We start from the raw sequence: 18,389 nt of genomic DNA, 5'->3' as shown, positions 1-18,389 counted from the left end.
GACAAGTCATCAGATGACCAGTTGTTTACAAAAGGAGCGATGAATATGAAAGTCACACTATTCGCCACTTGCTTAGTGGATATGTTTCAAGGGGATGTGGGAAAAGCAGTTGTTGAAGTATTAGAAAGACTTGGCTGTGACATCGACTTTCCAGAGGATCAAATTTGCTGTGGACAGCCTGCTTACAATAGCGGCTATGTCGAAGAATCGAAAAATGCGATGAAAAAAATGATCACAGCCTTTGAGCATGCTGAATATGTAGTCTCTCCCTCTGGTTCCTGCGCTTATATGTTGAAGGAATATCCAGAAGTTTTTAAAGGAGACCCCCTATGGGAGCCAAAAGCGCAAGCATTAGCAGCTAAAACCTATGAATTCACAGAGTTTATTGTCAACGTATTAAAGATAGAAGATGTTGGAGCGTATCTAGAAGGTAAAGCTACTTATCATACGTCATGCCATATGACAAGATTACTTGGTGTAACAGAGGCACCCTTCCAATTATTAAAGAACGTCAAGGGCTTGCATTATGTGGATCTCCCTGGTAAGGATCGATGCTGCGGATTTGGTGGTACATTTTCAGTTAAAATGGGCAATATTTCTGGAGAAATGGTCAATGAAAAAGTACTGAATGTGGAAGAAACAGGCGCTGACATTTTGATAGGAGCTGACGCAGGCTGCTTATTGAATATCGGTGGCCGCATTCAACGTCAGGGTAAGCCAATTAAAGTGATGCATATTGCAGAAGTGTTAAATTGCCGATAAAAGGGGGAAATAAACATGGCCATGAAAACAAGTGATGATCGGTTTCAACAACGTGTCACGAAAGAGCTAGATAATCAGTTTATGCGTCGTGCGGTTTCGAGTGCCCAAGAACGTTTTCAAACACGTCGCCTTCAACAAGCAGAGGAATTAGGACATTGGGAAGAATGGCGTTCTCATGGAGAGGAAATTCGCAAGCATGTTTTAGCAAATCTTGATTATTATCTTTATCAATTAAGTGAAAATGTTGCCAAACGAGGTGGGCATGTGTTCTTTGCGCAAACTGCACAGGAAGCAACCGACTATATTCAAAGCATTGCTAAAAAGAAAAATGCGGCAAAAATTGTGAAATCCAAATCAATGGTGACAGAAGAAATTAACTTAAATACGGCTTTAGAAGCGCTTGGTTGTGAAGTGATTGAGACAGACCTAGGTGAATATATTTTGCAGGTGGCAGATCACGAGCCCCCTTCGCATATTGTGGCGCCAGCCTTGCATAAAAATAAGGAGCAAATTCGAGATGTTTTTAAGGAAAAACAAGGCTACAGCCAAACAGAAAAGCCAGAGGAACTTGCCCTTTATGTACGTGAAAAATTAAGACAGGAATATTTAACAGCCGATATTGGTATTACAGGCTGTAATTTTGCTATTGCTGAAAGTGGATCGATTACACTCGTTACGAATGAGGGCAATGCTGATTTAGTAACAGCGCTACCAAAAACACAAATCACAGTTATGGGAATGGAAAGAATAGTTCCTACATTTGAAGAAATGGAGGTCCTTGTTAGTTTATTAACAAGAAGTGCTGTCGGTCAAAAGCTAACGAGCTATATTACAACATTAACAGGCGTAAAGGACGAAGAGGATACGGATGGACCAGAGGAATTTCATTTAGTTATTGTTGATAATGGACGCTCGGCTATTTTAGGTAGTGAATTCCAGCCTATTTTACAATGCATTCGCTGTGCTGCCTGTGTTAATGCTTGCCCTGTCTATCGTCATGTTGGTGGGCATACGTATGGCTCTATCTACTCTGGACCTGTAGGTGTTGTGCTCTCTCCACTTTTAGGAGGCTACGATGATTTTAAAGAACTGCCCTATGCTTCTACATTGTGCGGTGCTTGTACAGATGCTTGCCCTGTTAAAATTCCATTACATCAGCTCATTCATCGCCATCGTCAGGTCATTGTTGAAAATGAGGGCAAGGCACCTATCTCTGAAAAGCTTTTAATGAAGGCATTTGGTCTAGGGGCTTCCTCCCCTACCCTTTATAAAATGGCGACAAAAATGGCTGCACCTGCCATGTCTCCATTTATCAAAAACAAGACTATTTCTAATGGTCCAGGCCCATTAAAAGCATGGACTGAGGCAAGGGATTTCCCTGCACCAAGTAAAGACAGCTTTAGAGACTGGATGAAGCATCGTCCAAAAGGAGGCGGGCAATAATGACTGGTATGATTCAGCGTCGAGAAACCTTTTTAGCAAATATTGCGAAGCAGCTCGGACGTTCGCCTAAGACAAAACTACCACGACCAACTTGGCAGTATCAGCCACAAGATCGTGTGCTCAAAGATGCGACAAAGGATGAATTGGTGGAAATATTAATTAAGCAGTGTGCCAACATCCATACCAATATTGTCATTTCTAATACTGCGACACTTCCAGAGGATTTACAGGACGTTGTTGACAAGTATGGAGGTCAGTCTGTTATTACATGGAAGGATAAACGGTTCCAGGACTACGGATTATCTGCACTTATGAACGAACGATGGCCACAAGCCAATATTCAGCTTTATGAATGGGATTCACAGCAACCTGAGGAAAATATCCGTCAAGCTGAAAAAGCAAATATTGGCGTGACAATTAGTGAAATGACGTTAGCAGAATCGGGGACTGCCGTGCTTTTTAGTAGCAAAGATAGAGGGAGAAGCATTAGCTTTTTACCTGAAAAGTCGATCATTATCATTCCTAAAAGTACAATTGTGCCTCGTATGACACAGGCAGCTCGTTGGATTAGTGAAAAAATCCGTCAGGGTGAAAAAATTGCTTCCTGTATCAACTTTGTTACGGGACCAAGTAACTCAGCCGATATCGAAATGATTCTTATCGTTGGTGTCCATGGCCCTATTCAAGCAACCTATATTGTTATTGATGATCAGTAAAAGAACAGGCATGCATTTCACCGCATGCCTGTTCTTTTAAGTTGTTGTGTTCGCAACACCTTCTGGGAGAGCTGCTTTTTCATAATACTCTGGATGTGCCTCTTTTAAAATAGATGAGCGCAGCATCACAAGTGAAATGATAATAATAATGACACTCGTTACTGGTAAAATAATAGTTGCTGGTAATGTATCATATAACATGCCATAGACTACCATACCAATCGGCATCATGGACATCGCCATCGTCTCCATTAGCCCAAAAACACGCCCACGGTACTCTTCCGCAATGATTTTTTGCATATACACCCCGATGGGCATATTAATCCCCATTTCGAAAATTGCGAAAATAAAGTAAATGATGAGATAGAAGATCACAATAGCTATATAGGAAAAATCAGTAACTAAAGGGATGACTGCTAAGCCAACACTTCCCGCCAATAGTAATAAGCTGATTTTCGAAAAGCGTAAAGGTACCTTTACTTCAGATCTTGTTGCGAAATAAAGGGATGCTAAGAGCATACCTAATGCACCAGACGCTTCAATAAAGCCAAAGTGTGTGGATTCTACTTTTAGCAATTCAATAATGATGTACGTTCCTCCAACAGCGATGGCAGAAAAGAATAGGTTGATCCACAATGCTACCCACATAATGGTCTTAATGACGTTACGTTGCTTGATATAATGAAAACCACTTTTCAGCCCTTCCCACATCTTTTCTTTTTTCGTATCTTCCCCTCTTGTACTATAAAGGTTAAAATCCATTGTTGCCTCTAAACAAAAGGCAATCGCATAGGCCACCATATTCACCATTAAAAATACATCCATATTAAAAAATCCATACATCATACCACCAATGACTGGTCCTCCAATTGCAGCTACGGACATTGACATTTGGTTAAATGACATCGCACGTTGTAATCTCTCTGGATTGACAAGTGTGGCAATTGCTGATGAAAACGTTACACCAGAAAAGGCTGAGCAAATAGTATTAAAAACAGTAGCTATGTATATAGCATAAACGGACATTCCTACTGTTTCTGTATAAAGCAGTAATCCCCCTACTGTCAAAATGGTTCCTGCCTGTGCTATTAATATTGTGCGTTTTTTTGAAAAATTATCTGCGACATAGCCTGCTAAGGGTGCCACAAGTGCGCGGGGTAATACTGAACAAATCATATTGGTAGCGAAGCTCATTGCCGACCCAGTCATCGCTAAAATATACAAGCTAATACCGAATGCCATGACGTTTGCACCCAACATGGCAATCATTTTACTCGCCGTGAACGTCCATAAGTGATAGGTCGCCTTTTTTAATTTTTCCGCTTCATTCATCTAAATCCCTCCATTATTTAACTAAATTAAAAAGTTTAATTATGTTAAACAAAATATACCACAGCTCCCTCTTTTCATGCAAGCGAAAGTTTAATATAATTAAACAAAAGGAGGCGAGGCAGTGGACTCTTTAGGCACACGAATTCGCAAATTAAGGAAAGAACAAAAATTAACATTAGAGGCACTTGCCGGTGATCGTCTAACTAAAGGAATGTTAAGCCAAATAGAAAATGATAAGGCTAAGCCTTCTATGGAAAGCCTTGACTATATTGCTGAACGTTTAGGTGTAAAAGCTAGTGAATTACTGGAAGAAGTAACCCCATCCTCCATACGCCAGCTATTAGAGCAGGTGGAAAGTTTATTTGCAGAAGTAAAACGTGGTGATGCTCATCATCATCAAGAAATTGTCGATTTAATTAAGCCGTCTGTGGAGGGCCTGCCTCAAAGTTATGAAGCTGGCCGTTTATTGTATATTTACGCAGATGCCCAGTATGAAGCTGGATTAACAACATGGGAAGTCCCGCTTCAGCAAGCCCGCACTATTTTTAAGGAAATTAATTTACTCAGCCATTGGTTCAAAACCTTTATCCTCGAGATGGCTATTTTAGCAGCAAAACGTCAATATACATTGGCGTACGATCGTATCTTACAGGCAAAGGAAATTATCGAACAAGAGGACTATCAGCTCGATTCTCGTGATGCCTTATTAATGACTTATTATACAAGTATTTTCCAACTTGCAATTGGTGAGCATGAGGAAGGGAAAAAATTAATTCAAGAGACGATTGCCAATGCTCATAAAAACCAATTGTTCTATCAGATTGATAATATGTACAGAATTGGTGCCTATTGTGCCATGATTGATCGTGATTTTGAACAAACCAATCATATGTTTATGAAACTGGAGCAATATCAGGCATTTGCTGAACGTGTTGAGGTTGATGCTTTTATTTTTGTATTGAAGGCACATTATTGTAATAATTACAGCAATAATTATGAGCAGGCTCTGATGGAAATAGAACGTTTTTATCAGCTTAGACACGATGATTATTTAGACAAGCTAGATCCAAACTTTTACTATGCTGAAAAAGGAAAATCCTTATATTTACTTGGACAATATGAGGAGGCGAAGGCTGCATTCGAACAGTATAAACACAGACCGATCTATATTAATCATCCATATGATATTTTAAGCTTAAATGAATGCTTTTCCTATAAAGCCCTTTGCTATGCACATTTTGGTGAGCTAACAACAGCCTATGAAATTGCAAAAATGGCCTATACAGATTCACTGGATTTAGTGGATTTGCCCTATAAACGAAAAATTGAGGAAGTCTATCGAACGATTACGGCACAGATTGATTCCATAACTTAATTAGTAAAGGGATTGCACGAGGCTGTGCAATCCCTTGTTTTTATTGCTGACGATCACTCTTTATTTGTTTATGGATCTTGCGTAACGCTTTTTTCGACCCACGTTCGATATCGTGCTGAAGCTTCCGATCCTGATAGTCTACAAATAATGTCTCTAAATCATAGCCTTCAGGGTATAACTCTGTTGCAGGTAATTCAAGGGCAAGCCGCTTTACATTCACCTCTAGTATTTGCCCCTGATAGAATACGCTGACATTATTGTACGGATTCATTTCTTCATATACCAATCCCACATCATCATAGTCCAATAATTTCACACGATCCCCCTTTGCAAATGTATAAGCCGCTGCCAAGCTTTTTTTCTCTTCTTTAGGCTTTCGAATTTTACTGTCCTGAACGATCGTCAGTTGATATTGTTTATTATTTATATAATCCTTTGCTCTTTGTAAAACACCTTCGCGGACATTCATTTTTTTAGAAATCCATAAGGCATTGCTTTCTCCAGAGGTGCCGATGAGTAATTGGTACAAAGGCTCTAATGTATCAGCATGGAAGCGCATTGCCGCATTCATAAAATCAGGATGCATTTCAGAAAATCGTTTAATTTCACCATAATGTGTAGTTGCCACAGTTATACAGCCCATTTGATAAAATTCTTCTAATATCGCAATGGCTAGTGCAGCTCCTTCATTTGGCTCTGTTCCACTGCCAATTTCATCAAACAGTAAGAGTGTATGATTATTAGCAGCTCTCATAATATCGGAAAGATTTTTCATATGAGAAGAAAACGTACTAAGTGCATTCTCTATACTTTGATTATCGCCAATATCAACAAAGATATGATCAAATACAGCCATTTCCGTTCCTTCGTCCGCTACAATATGGAAGCCCGACATCGTAGCTAATGTTAAGAGGCCAATGGTTTTCAACACAACTGTTTTCCCACCAGCGTTTGGACCTGTAATAATTAAGCTACGGTAGTCTTTCGCGATGGAAAATTGAAGGGGTACCGCATTTCCTGGTAGTAATGGATGCTTACCATTGATTAGTTGAATATAACCGTAATCATTTATACGTGGCTCCCTACCACCAATTTGTCTACTGAACTTCGCTTTGGCAAAAACCATATCATATTGACTAATCAACTCCATGTTAATGGTGATGGCATGAAGATGTTCCATCAATAGCCCTGATAAAGACGCTAAAATCTGGTATTCCTCCACGGCTTCCTCAGCCTTTAAGGTAGCTAATTCTACATTTAATTTAGCGACAACACTTGGCTCCATAAAAACGGTTGCCCCTTTGGAGGAAATTTCAACGACCGTACCCTGTACATGATTTTTATAGGTCGCCTTAATCGGAATCGTATAGCGATCATCCTTTTGACTAATAAAAAATTCCTGAATATACGGTTTATTAGCACTGTTATTTAAAAATTTCGTTAAACGTTCTTTAATTTTTTCTTCTGTCGTTTCCATATGATGTCGGATGCGTTTTAATTCACGACTAGCAGCCGAATCTACACGATTGGCTTTGATCGCAAAATTAATTTCCTCCTCCACGCTTTTAAATTCAGCCATAGAATGAGCGTAAGAGGAAAGAACAGGCGCAAAAAATGCCTTATCTAACATAAATTTTTTGATATTGCGGCAGCCTCGTAAAAAATCAGAGATACTCACTAGCTCACTGGGATCTAGAAGCATTCCCTTTTCAAGCTTTGTCATAATATGCTCAATATTCGATACCCCTAAAAACGGAACATGCCCCTCTGCATCCAATATTGCACGAGCTTCTGTTGTTTCATTCAACCGATTTTTTACCACTGTTAAGTTTGAGCTTGGCATTAATTTATCTAAAAGCTGTTTTCCTAACCCGCTGACACAATAGGATTTAACGATGTCCTTTAATTCATGATATTGTAATTTTTCAAGTGTAGTATTATTCATTTCTTTTTGCTCCTCATTGTAATGTTTTATCATACATGAAGATACCTACCCAATAATAGATAGCAATGATGGTTTAAACAAAATAAAAAAGCTGTGAGGAATCCCCACAGCTCTATCTTTAAAAGGCGCGTTTTCCTGGCATCACAAATAAAACTTCAGCTAATTGAAGTTTCTATCCTATCTGCCACGCTTAATAAAGTATTGTAGGTATCTACATAGGTTGTTGAAATAGATCCATGACAAAATAAGGGGTGTTTATAACATGTATCCCCTGCTGTCGTCATCGCCACTATTTCATTCAATTTTTACCTAGTTAGAACCTACCGCACTCACAAAAAGCACCTCTCATTAATTGATCATTGTTATCTAATTATTGACATTTTACTATATGCTAACAGGAAAGTAAAGGTACCTACCTTCAAAAGGTTTTCTCCTATTTTGTCGAATCTATCAAAAAGACTCTATTTGGAGGGAGTACCCAAATGCAACAAAAGACTCCCCATTGCCTGTTTACCTTCATTTTCTTATTTATTTTTATAATCCCTACAGCCTCTGCCACATCAACTGTGAGTGGTGAAATAAACGCTAGGGGCTTTCATTATGCAGTCTTGCATTTAGCGCAATATAAAGCAGCGGTGAATGAGTTATTCATTGTTAGCCTCATCGATCTTTAAGATACGATTAAACAAAATAGCAGACAATCCAGCAGCCCAATCCGATAAGAAATAAAAAAGTTTTGTCCATTACAAAGCGAAATGGTAAAAGTTACAAAAAAAGACCTGTAGAAAAATCTACAAGTCTTTTACGAAACTGATTTATGATGGGCTTTTCTTGTTTCTATAATTTTCGAACCAGAAAATAAAAGTAAAGCTGCCCAAATAATGCTGAATGCAAGGAGCTCAACCTGACTAAATGGCTCTTTGTATAGCACGATACCTAAAATCAAGACAATCGTTGGCGATACATATTGGATAAACCCTAGTAAATATAAAGGAATATTTTGTGCCCCCTTCGCAAATAAAATAAGCGGGACGGCTGTTACTAAACCACTAAAGATCATCAAAATATCTGTTTTAACATCGACATGTAAAAACGAGGCTTGATGTGTAGCAAAAAGATAGACATAATAGCCTAATGCAAAGGGTAAAATCAATAACGTTTCAATGGCTAGGCCTCTTGTAGCATCCAGTGTAATTTTCTTTTTCAGCACACCATAAATAGCAAAAGATAGCGCAATCAATAAAGCTACCCAAGGTACTGAGCCGTAATTGATCGTTAAAATAATCACCGCAATAAAAGCAATTCCTGTTGCTACCCATTGTGCACGACTCAGCGATTCTTTAAAGAAAATCACCCCGAAAATTACAGACAATAGCGGATTAATATAATAACCTAAGCTCGTTTCAATGAGATGATTATGCGTCACTGCCCAAATATATAAATACCAGTTCATTGAAATGACAAAGGATGCACCCGCAAGCTGCCAGAAATGCTTTTGATGTGACCATAAATATTTTAAATCTGCTACGAGATCCTGACGCATTCGAAATACGAGTACTGCCAGCACCGTAAAGACAAAGGACCAAATGACACGGGATAATAAAATCTCCATACTTGGTACATGCTCAAGTAATTTCCAATATAGAGGGAATGCTCCCCAAAAGGCATAGGCAAAAAAGGCTGCCAAAACTCCTTTTTTCTCATTTGACATGATATTAACGCTCCTACTCTTACTGAAATCGGTTAACGATTTCCTATAATCTTAAACTAGTTAAAGAATAGACTCATTATAGGACTTTGAGTAGCTGCTGTAAATGCCAAATTTCTAGTTCCTTTTAAAAGCTGTTAACCTTTTTGTTCCGACTCTAGCTCAGAAATATACTTGCGTACAGTACTATAGCTAATCTCTGGATTGATTTGGCGCTTGATGCGAATATGGATTTCTTTAATTCCAACCCCTTGCTCACGCATATCTCGAATCATCGACTTCAAGGGCCCCGTCAATGACTCTCTTGACATCGCTGTATATTTACTTAGTTCAATGAGAAGGTCTGTATTTTGTTGACGGAGCACCTTCATCTCCTCCACCACACAATTATATTCAGTGACCTTTTTCTGCAAGACCGTGTTTTGCTGCTTTAACTTTTGTAGATCCTCTGTTAGCTGTGCATTTTGTTTTTTTAGCATTTTTCGTTCTCGTTCTAAACCATTTTGCTTGTTATCTAAATCCTTATACATAGCATTATATAACTCTTCCATATGCAGAAGCTCTAGATAGCGACTTTGCGGTACAATCATTAAGCTATCTGTCGTGTATAGAGCAAGCGTTCCATCTTTAAACGGCTCATACGACAATGTAGAGGGATTTATTTTATTTGCCATTTATTTTTTCACACCTCCACGAATAATTACATGTAATCGAATACCTTTGTGTAGCATCTTTCCGCTTCCTTTTCTATTTGATAATCATTCTCATTTAACATTATCATAATCACTTTTTTGCTTTTTGTCAAAGATCATTTCCCTTGTGTGGAAGGAGCCTCTACCTGCCTACCCTTTCCATAAAAAAAGCCTCTTGCAACAATAGCTGCAAGAAGCTTTAGCCTTACATTTTTTTCAGTTTCTCATACTCCAATTGCAAACGCTCAATACGTTTACGACCTTCTTCACGGTTTCTTGCTGTTTCTGCTTGAATTTGCTTTGTTTCTTGAATACCAGCCATAATTGTTTGCCATGTTGTTTCAATGGTTTCGATTTTAATGCTTGGGCTACCAGCTTGACGAGCAATATTCACACTGTTCTTACTAATATTTTCAGCATTACGCACAAGCATTTCATTCGTACGGCGATCTAGTTCCACCATAGAATCAGAAATCAACTTTTGACGCTTTAATGTCACTGCGTGAATAAGCCCCTGCTTAAAGATCGGAATCGTTGTGACAAAGGCAGAATTAATCTTGGCAATTAGGTGATTGTTCCCTTGCTGCATTAAGCGAATTTGTGGTGCTGATTGGAATGATACTTGTTGTGCCATTTCTAAATCATAGCGACGTTGCTCTAATAATTCCACAGCGCGTAGCATTGTTTCATATTCCATAGCTGCCAATTGATCACCACTTTGAGCCTTTTGTTCAAGTGCTGGTAAAGACGCACGAACCTCTTCTGTTTTCACTTCAATAGCTGCAACAAATTTACTTAATGATTGGAAGTAGTTTAAGTTCTGATCATACAAATTTTCAAGGTCAATGGTATTACGCTTCATTTCCCCTTCATATTTTTGGATTTCACGGTAAATGACATCCACTTCTTTATTCATGCTGTCATACTTAGATAAGAATCTTTCCAATTGCTCTTTTCCTTTGTTAAAGAGCTTGGAGATGAAACCGCCCTTTTTCTCTTCCGCAAAATCCTGTGGATCAAATTTATCCATAATTTTATTCAGGTTATTTAAAAGCACACTCGATTCTTCCAGCTTACTAGCTTTCATCGTTGCGAGCATTTTATCAGAAAAGGTTGAAATGCCACTTGCCGTTTCTTTACCGAGCTCTAGCATGGCAATTTGATCTTTGACATCAATTTTTTGTGCAAGTGTATGAACCTCTGGATCCTGCTTTAACATTAGCTGGTTTTGAGCGATTTGTGATAGTTCCTGCTCAGATACAAGTACTGGCTTTTGCTCAGCCGTTTGCTGTAAAAGTGGATTTGGCTGTAATAAAGGATTTTCTGAAGCGAATGGGTCCTTGGATTTTAAAAGATCATTGTTGAATTCAGACATATGTTTACCCCCTGCAATTTATCTCTACTAATTACTTACGATTACCATGTAAAAAAGTTTCATTTTCTATAGGATGAAAAAATACGAATCTGCTATACAATAGTCATTCTGGTGTACCTTATATTGCAAACTATATTGATTAGGGTGAGCATTATCAACAAAAATTTCCACTTCAGTGCAATAGTGAAGAATTTCTGCTATTTCTTTACTAGTAGCGCACAGCTGTTGAAGCTTTTGAAAGAGCTGCGCTTTTTCTTCGATTGTTGCTAAACGCTGATTTGATGATCGGTCAAGAATTGCCTCCACCTCTGATTTAGCTAACATCATCCCATCCCCTTTTATAAATTATAGCTTCTTTCTAGCCAAAATTCGACTGATTCCGTAAATTCCTTTACATTGTTTGCTAACAATGGCACCATGACACCAAAAAAGCAGCTACATTATCCATGTAGCTGCCATTATGTTATGTTGTTACCTTTAATACCGTTTTAATTTTTTGAATGACGCCGCCAGAGCTATATGTCAATACACTACGTTTATAGAACGATAAACTGAATAGGTATACGACAACAATCGTTACGACTAAAATTCCTAAAGAAAGTAATGGTACAATGCCACCGATATCTGTAGCGCCAATACGCATTGGCATGATCATTCCAGAAGTTAGTGGGATATAAGAGAATATTTTAATGATAATTGTATCTGGATTCCCCATGCCTGTCAGCATAACATAGAAGCCAATAATGGTAATAATCATCGCAGGCATTAATACTTGACCCGCCTCTTCTACTTTCGATACTAAAGAGCCAAATAATGCACCGATAATAAGATAAAGGATAACTGTTAACAGTAGGAATACGATAGCATAGATGACATAGCCAACGGACAATTCCTTGACAATGCTAGCAGCTGCATCCCAAACCATTCCACCTTTGATAAACTTCGCATAGATAAGGAACACGATCGCAATAATACCCATCTGTGTTAAAGCGAGCAATAAAACTCCAGCGATTTTTGCTTTAAAATGTGTCCCAGGTTTGACACTAACTAACAGCATTTCCATTGCGCGTGAGCCTTTTTCAGAGGCTATTTCAGTCGTAATCATCGATAGAAATGTAGAAATGAAGAAATAGATTAAAATTCCTACCGCATAGGAAACTACTAGCCCTGATTGCTTTTCTTCTTCACTTTTTCCACCTGTTGATGCCTCATTTAAGTTTTTCGTGGAAATTGTTGTTTGAGCTGCCATGATTTGTGCCGCTTGCTCAGGTGAAAGCGATAATTGTTGTACGGCATAGTGTTGTCCTGCATATTGTAATAAGGATGATAATGTAGATTGATCGTTTAATTTCAGTGGTGTAAACGTAGCAATTTCCGCATGTAATTGACCATTTTGGTCGTTAATCGTCACAATCGCATCCAGCTTGCCATCCTTTACTCTTTTTTCAAGGGTCGATACATCTTGCTCATCTTGAATAAAATTCATATCTCCATTCGAGACAAAAATACCACTTAGATCAGCAGAGGTTTTATTAATAATCGCGATTTGCTGTGCTTCATCATCACCTGTGAATAATTCCTTAATTTCTGACCAGAAGACAGCCACTGACATGACAATTACATATAAACAAGTCATTAAGATAAAGGATTTTGATTTAATTTTAGCTTTATATAATTGCTTCATTAATAAACTAAACTTCGACAACATGGCCACCTACCTTATCTTTAAAGATTTCATCTAACGATAAATAATCTAAGCTGAATTTTTCAATATACTTCCCATTGGATAGCTGCTCAAAGATACCTTGAGCAAAGCTTTCGTCCACTAATGTAAGCACTGTTTGCTCCTTCTCTACACGCACATCCTTGACACCATCAAGTGCCAATAATTGTGTTGTTGACCAATCCGTACGGACAGCAAGCTTTGTTTTACCATATTGTTTCTTTAAATCTAGTAAGCTTCCAGAAAATAAAGAAACACCTCGTTTTAATAAACACAAATGATCACAAAGCTCCTCGACATTGTCCATTTGGTGACTGGAGAACAAAATCGTCGTGCCTTGCTCTTTCAATAGTAAAATAGCATCCTTTAGTAAATCTTTATTGACGGGATCTAGCCCACTGAACGGCTCATCTAAAATTAAAAACGCAGGTTTATGGATAAAGCTTGCAATTAGCTGTACCTTTTGCTGATTCCCCTTTGACAGTGTTTCTGCCTTATCCTTGCGTTTTTCCTCCAGTTCAAAGCGTTGAATCCAAAAATCTATTTCCTTTTTCAGCTCTGCTCGTTTCATGCCACGTAGCTCACCAAAAAAGTAAAGCTGCTCCTCTACCTTCATTGTTGGGAAAATACCACGCTCCTCTGGTAAATAACCAAGGACATCTCGGTTAATGGCATTAACTGGCTGCCCATCCCAAGTAATCGTCCCCGCTGTCGTCTCCTGTAAATCTAAAATCATTCGGAATGTCGTTGTTTTTCCTGCACCATTTTGACCAATTAGACCGAAAATTTCCCCTTTTTCAATGGTAAAATTTAAATCATCTACAGCTGTAAAATCCTTGTACTTCTTTGTGACATGCTGTAACTGTAATGTCATGTTGTCTTCCTCCTTATCCTTCAAATATATGTAAGTCTTGTTTCAAGCCCTTTTTACGATTTTCATTTTTTACTATAGGAATGAATAGCAGTAAGGCGACAATCAAATTCATGCACCCCACACTTGTATTCATAGATCCTACAACGAATTCCCGTAAACCTAGCGATAGATTATAAATACCAATGATTAAATTTAACAGTAGCACGAATATAAAAATGCGATTCATGGATTTAATATATTTTATTTTCGAGGAAGCATCTGAAAATATCTCAAAAGGGCCCTCCGATTTTGGTTTTCGATAATAGGCCCACCCACCAAACTTAGACACACACTCGATATGCATTTCGTCTAGAAACTCAAAATAATCCTTCGACTTTCTATTGATAAATTCATTTCGATAAATATATTGACCTGGTGTCCCTTTTTCAAAAACAAAGTAGCCTACTACTGTCTTTTTAAGATTCCACCCCCGATCTGCCATGTCATTGACCCAGCGTTCTTCCTTTTCGTAATCAATAAAAAAACGATACATTCTTTTTTTCATTTTGCATCACTCCTACTATAAAATCATGCTTCCTTTTTCATTATTTTCTGATTTCCCGGAAAATAATAGACGCTTCGTTAATCCGAAAATACATTTAATTCTCTCTTTAATCGATTACGTATACGCATAAGCTTATAGAATGGGAGGGCAAATACTACAACAACCACAAGATTCAGCGTATTTAACGCAAAACCAACCCAGTCTGTTGTTTGCTCCGAAAAATCGCCAATTAAACCGATCAGTCCAATGAACAAATTAAGTAGAATAAGAGAAAGCAGGATCCTCATCTTTTTTGACAGGTTACCAATTTTCGTTTTTTTATCTGTATACAGCTCAAATGGACCTTCCTGTGCTGCTTTTCTAAAAAATACAAAATTTCCAGAGCGGTCTACTTGTTCAATGCCAGAGGATTTGAGAAATTCGAGAAATTCCTCTTCATAGTGCGTACCGTATCGCTCTAATTCATCATGGCGATAAATATAGCTGTTTGGTTCTCCACGCTCAAACGTAAAACGAATCCATGTAAATTTTTTTAAGTGCCAGCCCTGACTAGCCATGTCATTGACCCACTTCTCTATTGCATAGGGATTAATCATCAATCGATATTTATGCATATTATTCAACTCCTCTCGTTATACGGATACCATTGTCAAAAAGTTCCCTTAATCGTAAAATTTCATATTCCACCACTGTTTTTCCAGTTTCAGTAATAATATATTCTTTCTTTCTGCCATCTCCATCAAGTGCCTCTATCCATCCTCGTTCCAACAATGTTTTAATCGCACCATATATGGTTCCGGCCCCTAAGCGCACTCTTCCATTGCTCATTTCTTCCACCAATTTCATAATGCCATAGCCATGCCTCGCCTCATATAATGCTAATAAAATATAATAAACGCCCTCTGTTAATGGCGGATGCTCCTGTGTCATACAAATCCTCCTTTATATCGTCCATCAATATATCGCCAGTCGATATATTCAAAATATATCAGCAGTCGATATAATTGTCAACGCTCATTCACAGTGTTGCAGATCCTCGTACACTATGCTAGGATGTAAGTAATTACTTGCATGGAAGGAAGTATGTTCTTGACAACGAAAGGAACTGCGCAACGAATTATCGAAGCTGCTCTACAATTGATTAGTGAAAAAGGCTATACAGCTGCAACTACCAAAACCATTGCAGAATTAGCAGGTGTCAATGAGGTCACTCTTTTTCGTCACTTTGGCAACAAACGTGGTTTATTAAAAGCCATTATTGAGCAATTTTCTTATTATCCTCTTCTACAGCAGGAGATCAATCAAAATGTAACGTGGGAATTAGAAAAGGATTTATTAAATTTCTCACTGAAGCATTTTCATTTTTTAATGTCGATTAAAGATTTTGTCATGATCGGCTTTAAGGAATCTATTCAATTTCCTGAAATTAGTGAGGAAATCGCCAATCTCCCGCTCCTCATAAAAAAGGAGCTCATTCACTATTTTCAAGAGATGCATCAACAAGGAAAAATAAGAGAAGTTGATTTTGAAGCAGCAGCGTTATCGCTTATAGCTTTGAATTTTGGTCATTTTATGTCACGTGCTCGCCTTGGAACTATCGTGTCTGACTTACCAACTGAAGAACTTTTACAAACTAGTGTTGCTATTTTTTCTAGGGGACTCGTTTCCTAGAAAAAATTTTTCTAATCAATGCAAGTAAGTACTTACTTAATTTTAGGGGGAATAAAAAATGACAGGTTTACAAGCACTATTGCGAGTTCGTGAAACCTATATCGGCATTGTTGCAACCATTGCCTTCCAATTAATATTCTTTACAATTTGGATGACTGCCTATGATGGTGTCAATGAAAGAGCGGAACAGTTAAGCATTGGTATTGTTGTGGAAGATTCTGAAATGGGTCAACAGGTAGCACAGAACATCAAAGGCTCCATCCCCTTTGGAATGAAGGACTATTCTTCGATGAAGGAAGCTGAGCGCGCATTAAACGAACGACAAATTAATATGATTATGCAAATTCCACCCGATTTTACAAATCAAATTCAAGCAGGGAAAGAGGCTGAAATTATTTATGCGATTAATCAAGCCAATGCAAGTGTAGCGAAAAATATGATGGAGGGTGTAGCAAAGCAATTAACAGAAGAAATCAATCAAGCCCTCTATCCAATGCAACAAAATCAAGCCGTTGCAGTCTTTGCTCAACAATTTGCTCAGCTTCCCTTCGAGCAACACACTGCTCAACAAATTACCACTTCTGTCAAAACGACTGTAATGAATGTCAAAGACCATGCCGTCGATGGTACGATTGTAAAAACCAATGATGTAAAGGGATTTGCTGCAAACTTTGTCCCACTTATGGTCATCATCTCCTCCTTTGTGGGAGCGATGGTTATGATTATGCAACACCAGCAAGCAGCACAACTCGTTCAAGACAGCCTATCAAAATGGCAATTGTTTCTCGCACGACAGCTACTCAATGTGGGCGTAGCCTTTACATTGCCATTCATAACAATTGGTTTGATGCACCTTTTTAATATCGATAGTCAAGAAAGCCTGTTGTCGATTTATCTCTTCCAATCTGTAATGTATCTTGCTTTCCTTAGCTTGGCCCAAGTATTTGTAATTGCCTTTGGGAATATGGGGATGATATTTAATATTTGTGCTCTCTCACTCCAATTAGTAACATCAGGTGTACTTGTTCCAAAAACCATGCTTTCTGAAGGATACAAACAGGTCGCTGCCATGCTACCTGCCTCGTATGGAGCAGATGGCTACTACACAATCATCTTTGGTGGTAGTTCTGATAATCTCCTGCAAAACAGTAGCTCATTGGCCATCATCATCTTCGTGACACTAGCCATTGCTACGTTGATCGTCACATTTAAGCCAGCTCCAGTCCGATGATTTAATAGAAAAGAGAAGGTCTACAAGTTGATGTAGACCTTCTCTTTGAGTGGTTATCCGCTACTTTTTCTCTTCTATCCTTCAAATTGAGCTGGCTATCCGCTACTTTTCCTAATACTATCGTTCAATTTTGGCGTCCTATCCACTGCCTCTTACTCTATCCTTCAAATAGAGCGTTCTATCCGCCACTTTTTCTCTTCTATCCTTCAAATTGAGCGTTCTATCCGCTACTTCTCTCTCTATCCTTCAAATTGGGCATTCTATCCGCCACTTTTTCTCTTCTATCCTTCAATTCTGGCATTCTATCCGTCACTTCTTACTCTATCCTTCAAATTGAGCGTTCTATCCGCCACTTTTTCTCTTCTATCCTTCGATTCAAGCGTTCTATCCCCCACTCCTCACATTCTTTAAAATAGCTGCTAGCTGTTGATTTAACATGGTCACGCTATCGCTGAAATCGCCGCGATACCATTGGATGATGAGTCCGATGATGGCGTTTGCTTGATAGGCACTATAATAGTCGATCGAGATATGATCCTCCATTTGATGTATGTGCTGTGTGGTAATATCGCGTTTTAGCAGGGAATAAATCCCATCAAATAGCATGTAATAGTAGGTCAGCGGGACATTTTTAGAAAAGACGATACGGTAAAACATTTTAAAGCGTTCAATATGATGAAAAATACGGATAGTATTGGGATCTAATTGATTTGTATCCAATGTCGTGACGGCACGATAGGGTTCTTCATAGGATTGATATAAATCCTCCATTATCTCCTGAAAGTACTCTTCAAAGAGCCCCTCTTTTTGCTCGTAGTGTAAATAGAAGGTTCCTCTATTGACCTTTGCTTCTCTACAAATTTCAGCAATGGAGATTTGCTCCAATGGTTTTTGGCTAAGCAAGGTCAATAAAGCATCGTGGAGAGCTTGCTTCGTTTTAATAATCCGTAAATCCGTAGTGCGCAATTTTTTCAACTCCTTAATAAACAGATTGTCCA

At 38.4% G+C, this 18,389-nt stretch carries 19 protein-coding genes; 7 read left to right on the top strand and 12 right to left on the bottom strand.

Features of this window, described 5'->3' with window-relative positions; all coding sequences use genetic code 11:
- Window positions 1-45 precede the first annotated feature (45 nt).
- Genes AC1RFD_RS03385 through AC1RFD_RS03375 form a run of 3 tightly spaced genes read left to right on the top strand, consistent with a single transcriptional unit; the run spans window position 46 to window position 2,921 of the window.
- Window positions 46-762: a (Fe-S)-binding protein gene (locus AC1RFD_RS03385; RefSeq protein ID WP_066038255.1), complete on the top strand. Its 717-nt coding sequence runs from the start codon at window positions 46-48 to the stop codon at window positions 760-762.
- A gap of 15 nt (window positions 763-777) precedes the next feature.
- Window positions 778-2,205 carry a LutB/LldF family L-lactate oxidation iron-sulfur protein gene (locus AC1RFD_RS03380; RefSeq protein WP_347723039.1) on the top strand — a complete coding sequence of 476 codons (1,428 nt, stop codon included), beginning with the start codon at window positions 778-780 and terminating at the stop codon, window positions 2,203-2,205.
- The gene (locus AC1RFD_RS03375; RefSeq protein WP_048390192.1) at window positions 2,205-2,921 is read left to right on the top strand and encodes a LutC/YkgG family protein; all 717 of its coding nucleotides are present in this window, start codon (window positions 2,205-2,207) and stop codon (window positions 2,919-2,921) included. The genes AC1RFD_RS03380 and AC1RFD_RS03375 overlap by 1 nt, the downstream gene beginning before the upstream one ends.
- Window positions 2,922-2,957: 36 nt before the next feature.
- Here AC1RFD_RS03375 and AC1RFD_RS03370 read toward each other — a convergent pair whose 3' ends face one another.
- Entirely contained in the window at window positions 2,958-4,253 is a 1,296-nt protein-coding gene (locus AC1RFD_RS03370; RefSeq protein ID WP_048390190.1) for an MFS transporter, read from the bottom strand.
- A gap of 121 nt (window positions 4,254-4,374) precedes the next feature.
- Between AC1RFD_RS03370 and AC1RFD_RS03365 the strand changes: the two genes are divergently transcribed.
- Window positions 4,375-5,628: a helix-turn-helix domain-containing protein gene (locus AC1RFD_RS03365; protein WP_404804137.1), complete on the top strand. Its 1,254-nt coding sequence runs from the start codon at window positions 4,375-4,377 to the stop codon at window positions 5,626-5,628.
- A gap of 40 nt (window positions 5,629-5,668) precedes the next feature.
- Here the strand turns inward: AC1RFD_RS03365 and AC1RFD_RS03360 are convergent, their stop codons facing one another.
- Complete coding sequence (locus AC1RFD_RS03360) at window positions 5,669-7,573, bottom strand: endonuclease MutS2 (RefSeq protein WP_054550843.1); 1,905 nt, start codon at window positions 7,571-7,573, stop codon at window positions 5,669-5,671.
- Between the two features lie 482 nt (window positions 7,574-8,055).
- Here AC1RFD_RS03360 and AC1RFD_RS03355 point away from each other — a divergent pair, with 482 nt between their 5' ends.
- Entirely contained in the window at window positions 8,056-8,247 is a 192-nt protein-coding gene (locus AC1RFD_RS03355) for a hypothetical protein (RefSeq protein ID WP_103117810.1), read from the top strand.
- Between the two features lie 128 nt (window positions 8,248-8,375).
- On the opposite strand, the gene rarD is transcribed toward AC1RFD_RS03355, so the two are convergent.
- From rarD to AC1RFD_RS03310, 9 genes are all read right to left on the bottom strand, one after another.
- Window positions 8,376-9,284 (bottom strand): EamA family transporter RarD, encoded by a 909-nt coding sequence (gene rarD / locus AC1RFD_RS03350; protein WP_048390187.1) that lies wholly within the window; start codon window positions 9,282-9,284, stop codon window positions 8,376-8,378.
- Window positions 9,285-9,418: 134 nt separating this feature from the next.
- Window positions 9,419-9,955: a hypothetical protein gene (locus tag AC1RFD_RS03345; protein WP_048390186.1), complete on the bottom strand. Its 537-nt coding sequence runs from the start codon at window positions 9,953-9,955 to the stop codon at window positions 9,419-9,421.
- A gap of 223 nt (window positions 9,956-10,178) precedes the next feature.
- Window positions 10,179-11,348 (bottom strand): toxic anion resistance protein, encoded by a 1,170-nt coding sequence (locus AC1RFD_RS03340; protein ID WP_048390185.1) that lies wholly within the window; start codon window positions 11,346-11,348, stop codon window positions 10,179-10,181.
- Window positions 11,349-11,414: 66 nt separating this feature from the next.
- Window positions 11,415-11,672: a hypothetical protein gene (locus AC1RFD_RS03335; protein WP_404804140.1), complete on the bottom strand. Its 258-nt coding sequence runs from the start codon at window positions 11,670-11,672 to the stop codon at window positions 11,415-11,417.
- A 139-nt stretch (window positions 11,673-11,811) separates the two neighbouring features.
- The gene (locus AC1RFD_RS03330; RefSeq protein ID WP_081011063.1) at window positions 11,812-13,056 is read right to left on the bottom strand and encodes an ABC transporter permease; all 1,245 of its coding nucleotides are present in this window, start codon (window positions 13,054-13,056) and stop codon (window positions 11,812-11,814) included.
- Window positions 13,040-13,945, bottom strand: a complete 906-nt coding sequence (locus AC1RFD_RS03325; protein WP_054550841.1) for an ABC transporter ATP-binding protein — start codon at window positions 13,943-13,945, stop codon at window positions 13,040-13,042. The genes AC1RFD_RS03330 and AC1RFD_RS03325 overlap by 17 nt, the downstream gene beginning before the upstream one ends.
- A 13-nt stretch (window positions 13,946-13,958) precedes the next feature.
- Window positions 13,959-14,489 (bottom strand): DUF2812 domain-containing protein, encoded by a 531-nt coding sequence (locus tag AC1RFD_RS03320; protein ID WP_131519803.1) that lies wholly within the window; start codon window positions 14,487-14,489, stop codon window positions 13,959-13,961.
- A gap of 77 nt (window positions 14,490-14,566) precedes the next feature.
- Window positions 14,567-15,103 carry a DUF2812 domain-containing protein gene (locus AC1RFD_RS03315; RefSeq protein WP_333879954.1) on the bottom strand — a complete coding sequence of 179 codons (537 nt, stop codon included), beginning with the start codon at window positions 15,101-15,103 and terminating at the stop codon, window positions 14,567-14,569.
- Between the two features lies 1 nt (window position 15,104).
- Window positions 15,105-15,419, bottom strand: a complete 315-nt coding sequence (locus tag AC1RFD_RS03310; protein WP_492474493.1) for a PadR family transcriptional regulator — start codon at window positions 15,417-15,419, stop codon at window positions 15,105-15,107.
- Window positions 15,420-15,572: 153 nt separating this feature from the next.
- Between AC1RFD_RS03310 and AC1RFD_RS03305 the strand changes: the two genes are divergently transcribed.
- On the top strand, window positions 15,573-16,160 hold the full coding sequence (locus tag AC1RFD_RS03305) for a TetR/AcrR family transcriptional regulator (protein ID WP_227744833.1): 588 nt from the start codon (window positions 15,573-15,575) through the stop codon (window positions 16,158-16,160).
- A 58-nt stretch (window positions 16,161-16,218) separates the two neighbouring features.
- On the top strand, window positions 16,219-17,391 hold the full coding sequence (locus AC1RFD_RS03300) for a YhgE/Pip domain-containing protein (RefSeq protein WP_492474492.1): 1,173 nt from the start codon (window positions 16,219-16,221) through the stop codon (window positions 17,389-17,391).
- A 384-nt stretch (window positions 17,392-17,775) separates the two neighbouring features.
- Here the strand turns inward: AC1RFD_RS03300 and AC1RFD_RS03295 are convergent, their stop codons facing one another.
- A complete protein-coding gene (locus AC1RFD_RS03295) occupies window positions 17,776-18,357 on the bottom strand; it encodes a TetR/AcrR family transcriptional regulator (RefSeq protein ID WP_048390162.1) in 582 nt (193 codons plus the stop codon).
- Between the last annotated feature and the right edge of the window lie 32 nt (window positions 18,358-18,389).

Source organism: Lysinibacillus sp. GW823-FHT02G10 (genome assembly GCF_058797135.1).
Note: the sequence above shows the minus strand (reverse complement) of the source record. Positions and strands in the feature narration are given on the sequence as shown.

Bases quoted from the DNA above. Each gene is read 5' to 3' on its own strand.
- AC1RFD_RS03385 (WP_066038255.1), top strand. From the start codon at position 46: ATGAAAGTCACACTATTCGCCACTTGCTTAGTGGATATGTTTCAAGGG.
- AC1RFD_RS03380 (WP_347723039.1), top strand. From the start codon at position 778: ATGGCCATGAAAACAAGTGATGATCGGTTTCAACAACGTGTCACGAAA.
- AC1RFD_RS03375 (WP_048390192.1), top strand. From the start codon at position 2,205: ATGACTGGTATGATTCAGCGTCGAGAAACCTTTTTAGCAAATATTGCG.
- AC1RFD_RS03370 (WP_048390190.1), bottom strand. From the start codon at position 4,253: ATGAATGAAGCGGAAAAATTAAAAAAGGCGACCTATCACTTATGGACG.
- AC1RFD_RS03360 (WP_054550843.1), bottom strand. From the start codon at position 7,573: ATGAATAATACTACACTTGAAAAATTACAATATCATGAATTAAAGGAC.
- AC1RFD_RS03355 (WP_103117810.1), top strand. From the start codon at position 8,056: ATGCAACAAAAGACTCCCCATTGCCTGTTTACCTTCATTTTCTTATTT.
- rarD (WP_048390187.1), bottom strand. From the start codon at position 9,284: ATGTCAAATGAGAAAAAAGGAGTTTTGGCAGCCTTTTTTGCCTATGCC.
- AC1RFD_RS03345 (WP_048390186.1), bottom strand. From the start codon at position 9,955: ATGGCAAATAAAATAAATCCCTCTACATTGTCGTATGAGCCGTTTAAA.
- AC1RFD_RS03340 (WP_048390185.1), bottom strand. From the start codon at position 11,348: ATGTCTGAATTCAACAATGATCTTTTAAAATCCAAGGACCCATTCGCT.
- AC1RFD_RS03335 (WP_404804140.1), bottom strand. From the start codon at position 11,672: ATGTTAGCTAAATCAGAGGTGGAGGCAATTCTTGACCGATCATCAAAT.
- AC1RFD_RS03330 (WP_081011063.1), bottom strand. From the start codon at position 13,056: ATGTTGTCGAAGTTTAGTTTATTAATGAAGCAATTATATAAAGCTAAA.
- AC1RFD_RS03325 (WP_054550841.1), bottom strand. From the start codon at position 13,945: ATGACATTACAGTTACAGCATGTCACAAAGAAGTACAAGGATTTTACA.
- AC1RFD_RS03320 (WP_131519803.1), bottom strand. From the start codon at position 14,489: ATGAAAAAAAGAATGTATCGTTTTTTTATTGATTACGAAAAGGAAGAA.
- AC1RFD_RS03315 (WP_333879954.1), bottom strand. From the start codon at position 15,103: ATGCATAAATATCGATTGATGATTAATCCCTATGCAATAGAGAAGTGG.
- AC1RFD_RS03310 (WP_492474493.1), bottom strand. From the start codon at position 15,419: ATGACACAGGAGCATCCGCCATTAACAGAGGGCGTTTATTATATTTTA.
- AC1RFD_RS03305 (WP_227744833.1), top strand. From the start codon at position 15,573: ATGTTCTTGACAACGAAAGGAACTGCGCAACGAATTATCGAAGCTGCT.
- AC1RFD_RS03300 (WP_492474492.1), top strand. From the start codon at position 16,219: ATGACAGGTTTACAAGCACTATTGCGAGTTCGTGAAACCTATATCGGC.